The organism is Undibacterium sp. RuTC16W (genome assembly GCF_049339445.1).
Taxonomy (GTDB): domain Bacteria; phylum Pseudomonadota; class Gammaproteobacteria; order Burkholderiales; family Burkholderiaceae_D; genus Undibacterium.
The window spans coordinates 196298-208370 of sequence record NZ_JBMPPE010000001.1 but is presented as its reverse complement, the minus strand read 5'-3'; the positions used below and the strand labels follow the sequence as shown (position 1 = coordinate 208370).

Annotated in this window: 11 protein-coding genes; 3 read left to right on the top strand and 8 right to left on the bottom strand. The window is 50.9% G+C overall.

The window, feature by feature from the left end; genetic code table 11:
• Nucleotides 1-32 precede the first annotated feature (32 nt).
• The 8 genes from ACO0K4_RS00995 to ACO0K4_RS00960 form a co-directional block, all read right to left on the bottom strand.
• Nucleotides 33-686 (bottom strand): alpha/beta hydrolase, encoded by a 654-nt coding sequence (locus ACO0K4_RS00995; RefSeq protein WP_422954736.1) that lies wholly within the window; start codon nucleotides 684-686, stop codon nucleotides 33-35.
• 2 nt (nucleotides 687-688) lie between these two features.
• A complete protein-coding gene (locus tag ACO0K4_RS00990; protein WP_422954735.1) occupies nucleotides 689-1006 on the bottom strand; it encodes a (2Fe-2S) ferredoxin domain-containing protein in 318 nt (105 codons plus the stop codon).
• Between the two features lie 90 nt (nucleotides 1007-1096).
• The gene (locus ACO0K4_RS00985; RefSeq protein ID WP_422954734.1) at nucleotides 1097-2254 is read right to left on the bottom strand and encodes a VanZ family protein; all 1158 of its coding nucleotides are present in this window, start codon (nucleotides 2252-2254) and stop codon (nucleotides 1097-1099) included.
• Between the two features lie 111 nt (nucleotides 2255-2365).
• The gene (locus ACO0K4_RS00980; protein WP_422954733.1) at nucleotides 2366-3007 is read right to left on the bottom strand and encodes an ABC-type transport auxiliary lipoprotein family protein; all 642 of its coding nucleotides are present in this window, start codon (nucleotides 3005-3007) and stop codon (nucleotides 2366-2368) included.
• A gap of 75 nt (nucleotides 3008-3082) precedes the next feature.
• Nucleotides 3083-4027, bottom strand: a complete 945-nt coding sequence (locus ACO0K4_RS00975) for an MlaD family protein (protein ID WP_422954732.1) — start codon at nucleotides 4025-4027, stop codon at nucleotides 3083-3085.
• Nucleotides 4027-4872 (bottom strand): ABC transporter ATP-binding protein, encoded by an 846-nt coding sequence (locus tag ACO0K4_RS00970; protein ID WP_422954731.1) that lies wholly within the window; start codon nucleotides 4870-4872, stop codon nucleotides 4027-4029. Before ACO0K4_RS00970 ends, ACO0K4_RS00975 begins: the two co-directional genes overlap by 1 nt.
• An 11-nt stretch (nucleotides 4873-4883) precedes the next feature.
• Entirely contained in the window at nucleotides 4884-6014 is a 1131-nt protein-coding gene (locus tag ACO0K4_RS00965) for an MlaE family ABC transporter permease (protein WP_422954730.1), read from the bottom strand.
• A gap of 405 nt (nucleotides 6015-6419) precedes the next feature.
• A complete protein-coding gene (locus ACO0K4_RS00960; protein WP_422954729.1) occupies nucleotides 6420-8333 on the bottom strand; it encodes a phosphoethanolamine transferase in 1914 nt (637 codons plus the stop codon).
• A gap of 493 nt (nucleotides 8334-8826) precedes the next feature.
• On the opposite strand from ACO0K4_RS00960, the gene rpsL reads away from it, so the two are divergent.
• The 3 genes from rpsL (at nucleotide 8827) to fusA (ending at nucleotide 12070) form a co-directional block, all read left to right on the top strand.
• Nucleotides 8827-9210, top strand: coding sequence for a 30S ribosomal protein S12 (gene rpsL, locus ACO0K4_RS00955; protein ID WP_110258019.1), 384 nt, complete (start codon nucleotides 8827-8829; stop codon nucleotides 9208-9210).
• Between the two features lie 143 nt (nucleotides 9211-9353).
• A complete protein-coding gene (gene rpsG / locus ACO0K4_RS00950) occupies nucleotides 9354-9824 on the top strand; it encodes a 30S ribosomal protein S7 (protein WP_262838688.1) in 471 nt (156 codons plus the stop codon).
• 140 nt (nucleotides 9825-9964) lie between these two features.
• Nucleotides 9965-12070: an elongation factor G gene (gene fusA / locus ACO0K4_RS00945; protein WP_422954728.1), complete on the top strand. Its 2106-nt coding sequence runs from the start codon at nucleotides 9965-9967 to the stop codon at nucleotides 12068-12070.
• Nucleotides 12071-12073 lie beyond the last annotated feature (3 nt).

The following is a 12073-nucleotide window of genomic DNA, read 5'->3' as shown; positions in this document are numbered from 1 at the left end:
TGAATGCGAAAATAAATTGCAGAAATAAATGGCTACATCGAAGAGATCTCAGGCGTGTCCCACAAGGTGACCACATAGTTCTTGATATGTTGCAGCTTGCGATGAAAAAAATGATCAGCGCCTGGGATCACGATGACAGGGATGTCCTGTGGACGTGCCCAGTCAAACACTGCCTGCAACGGGATCGTGTCATCGAGTTCGCCATGGATCAGTATCGTGTTTGCCGGGACGTCGGGTAGCGGCCATTTTCCCGCGGCGGTACCGATCAGGGCGAGGCGTTCTGCGGGCTTGCCTTGCGCGGTCAGTCGTTGTTGCAATTGTGACTGCACGAAGGTGCCAAAAGAAAATCCACCGAGCGCCAGCGGTAGCTCAGGATAGCGCTGGCGCATATGTGCGAGCAGCAGAGCCATGTCATCGGTTTCGCCAGCGCCATGGTCATGGACGCCTTCGGATTTGCCGACGCCGCGAAAATTCATGCGGACGGCGACATAACCAAGCGTGACAAAAGCGCGTGCCAATGTCTGGGCGATCTTGTTGTCCATGCTGCCGCCGAACAGCGGATGCGGATGCGCGACCAGTGCGAGTCCGCGCGGTGCGGTAAATTGTCCGGCATCCGGCAGATCGAGCGCGCATTCGAGTTGCCCGACTGCGCCGTTGATCATGAAATGTTCAGTGTGGGCGTTCATACTTAAATTTTTAATCGTTCAACAGTGCGTCCGCCGACCAGATCGACCTCGATAATTTCATCAATATCGGATTGATCGACGAAGGTGTACCAGGTGCCTTGCGGATAGATCACCATGACCGGACCTTCTTCGCAGCGATCCAGGCAGCCCGCTTTGTTGATGCGGATCTTGCCGTGACCGTTCAGGTCAAGTTGTTTGATACGTTTTTTTGCATGCTCTTGTGCCGCCTGAGCGCCGCGATCCATGCAGCAAGGACGACCGTCATCGCGGTGGTTCATGCAAAAAAACACGTGTTTTTCAAAATAGGGAGTGTCAGCCATGATATGTCGGTGTGTCTGAAGTGAGCCAGTATGATACACGCTAGCGAGGTAGTCAGACTTGATGCATGGGTGCTTTAGAAAAAAAGCTGCTTACTTGCGTTCAGGTAATTTTCTTCTGAGCAAGACCCAAAGTGTCAGGAATGGCCATAACAAGGATAAAAACTGCGCGGCTCCGTTGAAGTTCAAGAATTTACCTTGCACCCAGGTCTGTAGTGTGACGATGAAGTAAGGATTAATCGGCACCAGATTGACAACGAACAAACTAATTCCCAGCATTAGGATCGCTAAGCGTCGCTGCATATGATGAGGTGCAAATGAAAAGCCGTACAGCATGATCGCGGCAATCACCAGACCGCCTTGCGCGCCGGGAGTTAGCCAGGTGAAAGCAAACTCCGGCTTAAACAAGAGTGCGCTTGCCAGCGCCTTGGCGCAAATGGTGGTGACTAACAGTAATCCTGCCAAGCGAACTTTTGGTGCATGACGGTTCAGGATGGACAAGGCAATCAAGACCGCACCGGTGCAGCCACAAGCCGTAATAATGGTCTCTGCGATTAAAAACTGCTCAGGACTCAGGTCGATGTTGTTGATCAGGAGGCTGCTGATATCAATCGACACGTCAAAGAAATCGTTGATCCAGAACGACAGAATCGGCAGGATTTGTCCCAGTCCGAATAAGTAAGCCTGAGGATAAATCTGCGCCATCGGCCACAGACTAAGTACCAGAATTTCTCTGCTGGCTTCGGTGTACAGCCAGCGTTTTCGTAATAGGCGCAAGCGGCCTTTTTCCAGCAAGAGCGGAATCATCAGTGCACCGATGATGGCACCAACAATGGAGCCACCCGCATTGGTTAAAAAATCGAGCAGGGAAGTGACGCGGCTCGGCAGAAAGTACTGTGTGATCTCCATCGTCGCTGACAGCAGTGCACCACTGGCGGACGCAATTACGACTGACATACTGCGGCGGCACACGGGGTACAGCGCGAACACGATCAGCATACCGAGCGGGATGTAACCCAACACATTGGTCAGGGCATCAAAGCCTGTCCAGTAGCGCGGCCATTGCTGAATCACATCCAGCAAGGCAGCCAGGTTGTCGTTTTGCCAGCCCGAAAAAGGATACAGGCTCGCATACATAATCAGGAACAAATACGCAATCAGTGCTGCTCTTGCGAATGGCGACGCCTGACGTTCGGCGATCAGCTCATCGAACGAGGTAGTCGGATCAGAGGTGATGCTGGGTTCTTCCATCGGCGATTGAGTTAGAACAAAGAGAGTGCGGAACGGGAAAAATGATCAGATTAAGCATGATCAGCTTAAAAATGATCCGGTCACAAGCGAGCGTCAACAGCCAAACATCGGCTAGCGCAGTGCCAGAGTGTTAAGCCATGCCAGCAAGTCGGCAATAACGGCGTCGCTGGCGTTTATCATGGCCTTGGCACCACCGGGCGCATCGGCGCTGGATGAGGCGATCTGCCGACTAAAACTGCGCTGCGCAAGTAGTGTGCGTCCTTTGATCACTGTTGCGCGGAGCTGGATTTGTGCGGTACTTGCCGAGCTGGAAGCAAAGACTTGTGAGAACTCATCGAGATCGATTTGCAGCAGCGGTAAATTATTGATGCCATCGCGGGGGGATACGACGCTGCCACCAGCATCGGCGATGCGCGCTTTTAAACGTTGCGTCAGCAATTGCGCCGGTGGCATGCTCCAGCGATGCAGAGAATAAGGGCGGGTCTGCTGCGCGTTGTCGTATTCCAGGCGATATAGCATGGCCGTGCCGTCCAGCGACGCCGGTGTAGTGATGTCGGCAAGGCTGATGGCGAAATTCCCTTTAAATGTCGCGGTTAGCGGTGCTGCTGATGTCGCGCTTAATCCGGCCAATCCACTTGCCGGTATGGAGCCAAAATCATAGGCTTGTTTGACGGGGGCCGGACTTGCGCAGCCTTGCAGCACGAGCAGACAGGCCATCAGATTCAGCAGATAAGCGATATTTCGGTAATTCATGACAATTCCTTGGTTGCGGACTTGGCGTAACTTAGTAAGGCAATGAGTAAGGTAATTGGACGTAAGCTGAGTCCATTATTTCGCTGGACTGAATCCGGCTTCGCCCGGACCCGGCGGTGTCGTGGGGTTGCCAAATAACAGGCTTTGCGGGCGCTCGTTCAGCGCATCGCTAGTGCGATTGATCGAACGCAAACTGTTGCGCGCATCCGTGGTCACTGCATTGATTTTTGGCAGCGTGTCCTGGCTGATGCCGGCGCTGATGAGCTCGACCGAGTTGTTCAGTCTGGCTAGCGGGCCGTCCGGTGCTTGCATGCTGATTGTGAACTGGTTCAGGTTATTGCTGAGTTTGCTGGCATCGCCCGACAGTGTTTTAACGGCGGCCAGCGTGCTTTGAGTTTGATCCGCCAGTGCGGGTAATTTATCTAAAGTCGGCCCTAGTCTGTCAGGTACTTTTTGCCATGCGACGGCGGCTTTGCCGATGTTATCGATCGCGCTGGCAATGGATTTTTGATTATCCGTATCCAGCAGCGTGTTGAGTCGTTTAGTCAGTTCTTCGGTCTGCTTCAATATTGCCATGCCACGTTGTTCGAGATTTTGCATGATCCCGGGTCTGAGTGGAATGCGTGCGGGCGCATCGCCGCTGGCGGCAATCAAAGCGCCGTGCGGTGCATGAACGTTATCTTCATCGAGCTGCACGTAAGCGATTCCCGTAACGCCCTGGTAACCGAGAGTGGCGTAGGTGTCGGGTGTGATCGGTGTATCGCTGACGACATCGATTTTGAGCAAAATCTGGCCTTGTACTGCGGGGTCAAAATTGATGCTGCTGACATTGCCAACCTTGATCCCTTTATAGCGCACGGCGGCTTGCACATTCAGTCCAGCAACAGAGAGCTTGGTGACAATCTCATACGGTGTGCGCTTGATTTTATCTTTGCCCAGCCAGAGCGCGAACACGGCGGTCAGCACTAGCAGGGCGATGGTAAAAAAGCCCGCCATCAGGGCATGTGATCGGTTTTCCATTACGGTCTTGCTCCTTCAACGCCCGCAGGCGTAAACACTTCCATGGCACGCATGCCGCGACCGCCGAGGAAGAATTTTTCGATAAATGGGTGATGGAATGTCACGACTTCTTGTGGCGCGCCGATGGTGACGACTTTCTTTTCTGCGAGCACCGCAATCCGGTTTGATAACGCGAACAAGGTATCCAGATCATGCGTGACCATGACCACGGTCAGGTTCAGTTGCTGATGCAGCGCCTGAATCAGGCTGACGAAACTATCTGAGCGGTCTGGATCAAGGCCGGCAGTCGGTTCATCCAGGAACAATAATTCAGGGTCCAGTGCCAGCGCGCGAGCCAGCGCAATCCGTTTGATCATGCCGCCGGATAAGTCTGAGGGCATTTTGCGCGCATGCTCAAAAGCGATGCCCGACATATGCAGTTTTAAATACACCATATCGGCGATCAGGCTCTCGGACAAGGTACCCATCTCGCGCATCGGCTGCGCGACATTATCGAATACGGTCAGCGCGGAATACAAAGCGCCATGCTGAAATAGCATACCCGAGCGACGCCGCAAAAAATCCAGATTATCTTCTTTAGGCGCGTGAATATCCTCGTCAAACACCCGGATTATGCCGCGCTTAGGTTTCTCCAGCCCTAGTATCTGGCGCATCAGAACGGTTTTGCCCGACCCGGAGCCGCCGACGATAGAGAAAATCTCGCCCTGCATAACCTGGAGTTGCAGATTGTCATGCACCACGGCACGGCCAAATTGCGTGCGCAGGCCCTGAATATCAATCACCGGTCGTCCGCTAGTTGCTGTAGTGGCACCTTGCGTCGTCCCCTGGGCTGCGTAGCTAGTCATGATTTTGTCCATCAGTAACCTACCTTACTGAACATAATCGCGAACACAGCATCGGCGATGATCACGATGGTGATCGAGATGACGACGGAGCTGGTGGTACCTTGCCCCAGACTTTCTGTATTCGGTTTGATGCGCAAGCCAAAATGGCAGGCGACCAGCGCAATCAATATGCCAAACGTCACACCTTTCAATAAACCTATCCAATAGTTCACCAGCGCGACGGCCTCGGGCAGTTTATGCAGAAAAAACTCTGGTGACATCCCCAGGCGATATTGGGCGGCAAGCATGCCACCAGCCAGTGCCATAACGTCGGTCCAGATCACCAGTAGGGGCATCGCAATGGCAAGCGCCAATACTCTTGGCATGATCAGACGAAAACCGTGCGGTATGCCCATCACCCGCATGGCATCGAGCTCTTCGGTGACACGCATGACGCCGAGCTGCGCCGTAATAGCCGAGCCTGAGCGACCCGCGACCAGAATCGCCGCAAGCAGTGGCCCTAACTCGCGGATGATACTCATGCCGAGAATATTGACAATATACAGATCGCCGCCAAAGGTGCGTAATTGTTGTGCCGATAAATAGGACAATACGATGCCGATCAGCACGCCGACCAGTGCCGTAATGCCGAGCGCCTGAAAACCGGTGCGATAGAGATTGGCAGAAATTTCTTTCCATGGACCTTTTAACGGATGACGCACAAAGCGCATGAGATCCAGTATTAATTGACCGAGCAAAGCGACCAGACCGATGGCATGCTCGAAGAAGCCCAGCATGATGACGCCGAGCCGCATGACGCGGGTCAGTCGCTCTTTGGGTGGGCGTGGTACCGGGAGTTTACTGACTTCTTCTAGCCTGACCAGCAATCCCTCATGACAGGATTGCAGTGCCAGATGCGCAGGACGCAATTTGCCCCAGGCTTGCCACAAGAGCTGGGCACCGATGTGATCGAGCGCACTGATGCTGCTGAGATCCCAGTGTGCTGTACTGTCAATTGGTGAAGACAGATCGAGCAGTTGCTTGCTGATAATTTGCATGGTCTGGCGATCGCTCAAGGTATGCGCGCGCCAAGAGCCCGTCAGGCGTATCGTGACAGGCGAGGTCGGTTGAATGGTCAGTGCTGGGGGAATCTCACGAGGCATACGATCAGTGTAAGGGAGATTAGGTAGTGCAGCAAATGATGCTGCAAATAATTGCGCAAATAGTCCGTTAAAGCCCGTTAAATTACTGCGCCGATCATTCCGAAAATAATCTGGCAAACAAGGTGGTCTGTGGCATACAAGTATTCCGGCATGAAGGGGGTAATGCATGTACAAAATGGTGAGACATGTTGCGGTGCCCGGTACCGGGCAGACAGTCAGGCTGAAACAGGCAGATATTAATTGCGTATTTTGCGTTCTGTTTTGCCGGCGTAATGCCTAAAGTACTATCTGGGGCCGGACTATCTTTAGTTGCGTTTCGTCAATATACTGGTAGTGAGTATGCGATTATTTTTATTTAATCCGCAATGAATACGTGCAGAATCAGCCTGCACTGCCGGATACTCCCTATTTTTCTTGTGGTATCGGCGTCTTTTTGTCCATCACTTCGCGGCAATCGCCTTTGAATGTGGCATTGTCATAATTCGTCCAGCCGTAGCTATCGACGTAGCGGATATGTGACTGTAATTTTGGATTTAGAAAACTCCATTCCAGTCGTTCTCCGGGATAGTGAATATCTGCGAGGTCGAGCAGGGAGTGAAATACGTTTTCCGTTGAGAGTTTCGCGTTCTGGTGTTTGCGGAGCTGTGCAATTTTGTCCGGGTGTTGTGCATGATAGGCGTCGGAATACCACATGAACGCCGGAATATGAAATTCGTATTGGGTATTGTGTCCGTGAAAGGCCAGATTGCAGGTGCCGTCATACAGGGTCTGTCCATGATCTGATACGTACAGCACCGAGGTGATCTGCTCGCTGGCTTTAAGTTTTTGTATGACTTCGGACAGCATCCAGTCGGTGTACAGGATGGAGTTGTCGTAGCTGTTGTTTAGCGCCTGTTTGTTTTTCAGATCCGTATAGGCTGGATTGGCGATGCCAAACAGCGATGGTTTCCAGTGATCATATTCTTTCGGGTGGCGATGGCTGTAGTTCCAGTGATTCCCGAGCGTATGCAGAACGATCAGTTTTTTCTGCGCGGGATCGCGCATGGCGTTGCCCATTGGCGCTAACAGTACCTGATCAAAATTTGAGCTGTTGGTAAAGCCGCCGAGATTAAGAAATTGCGTGACATCAGCTTCTTTGGCAAACACCGAGGTCGGTGTGTCAAATTGACCGAAACTCATTTGGTTTGACAGCCAGAAGGTTTTGAAACCAGCTTCTTTAAATGCGGTGATAAAGGACTTTTCAGAGAATCCTGCTTTCAGGCTTTGCGCAGCGGGTTTGCGTGAAACGATGATAGGAACCGACAGGCGCGTTGCAGCAACGGCGGTAACGACGTCGCTGAAACTGACCAGATTGCTTTCCAGTTTAAGCAGGGGGTTGGTATCGCGTTCATAGCCGTTCAGGCTCCAGCGATCGTAGCGCGAAGATTCGCCGATGACCATGACGATGATCTGTGGCTTGCTCTGGTCGCCGGTCTGGTAGGCTTTAAACTGGAATTCGCTGCTTTTATCGGCGAGTTTCGAGAGGTAGCTGCGCTCATTCCAAAAGTCGACGCCTCGCACTGTCAGGCCAAACGGCCAGGTGCGGGCAAACAGCTCTTCGTCATAAGGGATGTTGGCCCAGTGTGGCAGCTTCGGGAGTTGCGGCAGGAGCTTTGCCCATTGTTTTTCCAGATAGGAAGACTCCTGTTGCGAGGCTGCCGAAGATGATGTGTTGCTGTCCTCGTCCTCCTTCCCCTCTTCTTCGTTGTCGTCAGACGCGCTGGCTGTTCCGCTGGCGGAGCTTAGGTTGGCATTGGCTTTAGCGCTGACTTTGGCTGGCGCTGGCTGGATGCCAATTTGCTGGCCATAGGTCCAAACAGCGATGCCTGACAGGATTATTACTAATACCGGCCAGCGCGAGACGTGCGTCCAGTCGAGTACCTTGGTTCGCTTGCTGAGTGTCAGTATACTCCACCACCAGGCAATCACGGCAATTGAAACGAGCAAAAGCAACCAGGTTTTATTGCCGAGGAACTCGAGTGCTTCTTTCGGGCTGGTTTCGGCAATGATGCCTAGATGATGGGTGGAAATTCCCTGCCCAAAAAACAGGCGCAAATATATTTCTGTGGGGATCGCAAAAAAAGCAGGCAATAGCAGCCACTGAAACCAGCGCGGTCGTTTGCACAATGACCAGATTCCCAGCCAGGCAAATAATTCCAGCGTGATGATATGCCATGCCTGCTCGACGGGTTTCCCCTGCAGGAGAGAAAAGAAGGGGAGCGCGGACAAAAGAAAATAGCTGACCAAAATAAATAAGGCAGCAGGCTGCAACAACGGCATAGCGATCCTGAGTGTGACGTCTGATAAATAAGTTGTTTAGCTGACCCGGAGCTGGTCAGAACTAAAATCAGAACTAAATAGAGCGCGTAAATATAAATGATTTATGCACTCCGGTGCGCTCGGCTTGAGTATTGTTACGAAAATCTTGAATTGGATTGAGCAAAACAAGTCCCGATGTTCATCCTTGTAATCCGTCAAAAACCATCTATTCTTTAAGCCCTGTCTCGTAGCGGATGCACGTAACTACTTGATTTGCCAGAAGCTTCCGGCAAAACAAACAGATTGACAGTCACATTATTTAGGGTTTAAACTTGCGAGTTCTCGATTTTGGATGGTCTATGGCTAGCACGTTTTCTTGCAAAATGTGGTCGGCATACTAAGTAAAAAATTGAGTTTGCCCAATGAAATGCCGGGCATAAAAATGGATTTAAGTCCCCGGGCAACCGTTTCCGGGATTGTGTTTTAACGTTGTATTTTGTTGGAATTAAGAGCGATGCCAACCATCAATCAACTGATTCGCCAGCCACGTGTTTCTGCACGTGTCAAGAGCAAATCTCCGGCGCTGGAAAACAGCCCGCAAAAACGCGGCGTATGTACCCGTGTTTATACTACAACCCCAAAAAAGCCTAACTCGGCTTTGCGTAAGGTTGCCAAAGTACGTCTGACTAACGGTTTCGAAGTGATTTCGTACATCGGCGGTGAAGGCCATAACTTGCAAGAACATAGCGTAGTGTTGCTGCGCGGTGGTCGTGTAAAGGATTTGCCAGGTGTTCGTTACCATATGGTTCGCGGTGCTTTGGATACTCAAGGCGTTAAAGACCGTAAGCAAGCTCGTTCCAAATATGGTGCGAAGCGTGCTAAAGCTGTTAAGAAGTAATAATCTCGTAATTTAATCTCCGTAAGCTTTACGGATCAGTGTCGGTCCCGAATGGGTCGAGTAAGTGGTGGGTTATGATGGCTTACCGCGAGTGTGGAGTGAATTGTTGCTCGATGCTCAACTGAAGATTGAAAGGAATTGAAATGCCACGTCGTCGTGAAGTCCCGAAACGGGACATTCTGCCGGACCCAAAGTTCGGCAATGTAGAAGTTGCAAAATTTGTTAACGTATTGATGTTGTCAGGCAAGAAATCTGTTGCTGAAGGCATTATCTACGGTGCATTCGATCACATCCAGCAAAAATCTGGTAAAGATCCACTGGAAGTGTTTGCGCTGGCAATTAACAACGCTAAGCCTCTGGTTGAGGTGAAGTCCCGCCGTGTTGGTGGTGCTAACTACCAGGTGCCGGTCGAAGTTCGTCCAGTTCGTCGCTTGGCTTTGTCTATGCGTTGGTTGCGTGAAGCCGCTAACAAGCGTAGCGAAAAATCCATGCCACAACGTCTGGGTGGTGAATTGCTCGAAGCTGCAGAAGGTCGCGGCGGTGCAATGAAGAAGCGTGATGAAGTTCATCGTATGGCAGAAGCCAACAAGGCCTTCTCCCACTTCCGTTTCTAAGAGTAAGAGTAGGGAGCTGTTGCGTTTAATCGAGGTGATGATTAATGCGGCAGTTCTGGCAAGTATTTTGAATCAGGCCGGGCGTAATTTTCACGAAAAATTGCGCTCGGTTTTGTCCATTAAAAGATTTAGGATTAGCTATGGCCCGTAAGACCCCCATTGAGCGCTACCGTAACATCGGTATTTCGGCTCACATTGATGCTGGTAAAACGACGACAACTGAGCGCGTTTTGTTCTACACCGGTGTAAACCACAAAATCGGTGAAGTGCATGATGGCGCGGCTACCATGGACTGGATGGAGCAAGAGCAGGAACGTGGTATTACTATTACGTCCGCTGCGACAACATGCTTCTGGAAAGGCATGGCAAATAATTTCCCTGAGCATCACATCAATATCATTGATACGCCAGGTCACGTTGACTTCACAATCGAAGTTGAGCGTTCCATGCGTGTATTGGATGGTGCCTGCATGGTTTACTGTGCAGTAGGCGGTGTGCAGCCTCAGTCTGAAACTGTATGGCGTCAGGCTAACAAGTACAAAGTCCCGCGTTTGGCATTCGTCAACAAGATGGATCGTACCGGTGCGAACTTCTTCAAAGTGTACGAGCAAATGCGCGCACGTTTGAAAGCCAATCCAATTTTGATGCAAATTCCTATCGGCGCGGAAGAGAACTTCCTGGGTGTAGTCGATCTGGTCAAAATGAAGGCGATCTACTGGGATGACGCATCCCAGGGTATGAAGTTTGATTACCGCGATATCCCTGCAGAACTGGCTGACCAAGCTGCTGAATGGCGCGAAAAAATGGTAGAGGCTGCTGCTGAAGCCAATGAAGAACTGATGAATAAATACCTTGAAGAAGGTGATTTGTCTGAGGTTGAGATCAAAACAGCGATTCGTGCACGCACTATTGCTGCTGAAATCGTTCCAATGTTGTGCGGTACTGCGTTTAAAAACAAGGGCGTACAGGCGATGTTGGACGCGGTCATTGAATACCTGCCATCACCAGTGGATATTCCACCGGTGTCTGGTCTGGATGAAGATGATGAGCCAACAACGCGTAAAGCAGAAGATACTGAGAAGTTCTCCGCTTTGGCATTCAAGATCATGACGGATCCATTCGTCGGTCAACTGATTTTCTTCCGTGTTTATTCTGGTACTGTCAAGTCGGGCGATACAGTTTACAACCCGAACAAAAACAAGAAAGAACGTCTGGGTCGTATTTTGCAGATGCATGCTAACCAACGTGAAGAAATTAAAGAAGTTCACGCTGGCGATATCGCTGCTGCCGTTGGTTTGAAAGAAGCGACAACGGGTGAAACTCTGTGTGATCCAGCATCGATCATCACTCTCGAGCGCATGGTTTTCCCTGAGCCAGTTATTTCTCAGGCTGTTGAGCCTAAGACTAAGGCTGACCAGGAAAAAATGGGCTTGGCTTTGAATCGTCTGGCGCAGGAAGATCCTTCATTCCGTGTAAAAACAGATGAAGAATCCGGTCAGACTATCATCGGTGGTATGGGTGAATTGCATCTGGAAATTATCGTTGATCGTATGAAGCGTGAATTTGGCGTGGAAGCGACAGTTGGTAAGCCACAAGTTGCGTATCGCGAAACTATCCGCAAGACTTGCGAAGAAATCGAAGGTAAGTTTGTTAAGCAATCTGGTGGTCGTGGTCAGTACGGTCACGTTGTTCTGAAGATCGAGCCGCAAGAGCCGGGTAAAGGTTTTGAATTCGTTGATGCAATCAAAGGCGGTACTGTTCCTCGTGAATACATCCCTGCAGTTGAAAAAGGCGTTGTAGAAACTTTAGCTTCGGGTGTATTGGCTGGTTACCCAGTTGTTGACGTTAAGGTAACTTTGTTCTTCGGTTCTTACCATGATGTCGATTCCAACGAAAACGCGTTCCGTATGGCGGGTTCGATGGCGTTTAAAGATGGTTGCCGCAAAGCGAGCCCAGTTATTCTGGAGCCAATGATGGCTGTTGAAGTTGAGACGCCAGAAGATTACGCTGGTACAGTCATGGGTGATTTGTCCTCGCGCCGTGGTATGGTGCAAGGCATGGACGAGATTCCTGGTGGTGGCGGCAAGATCATCAAGGCAGAAGTGCCATTGTCCGAAATGTTTGGTTACTCGACTTCCCTGCGTTCAGCAACTCAAGGTCGTGCAACATACACGATGGAATTCAAGCACTACTCCGAAGCGCCGAAAAACGTTATCGATGCAATCGTGACGGCAAAAGCGAAGTAATTT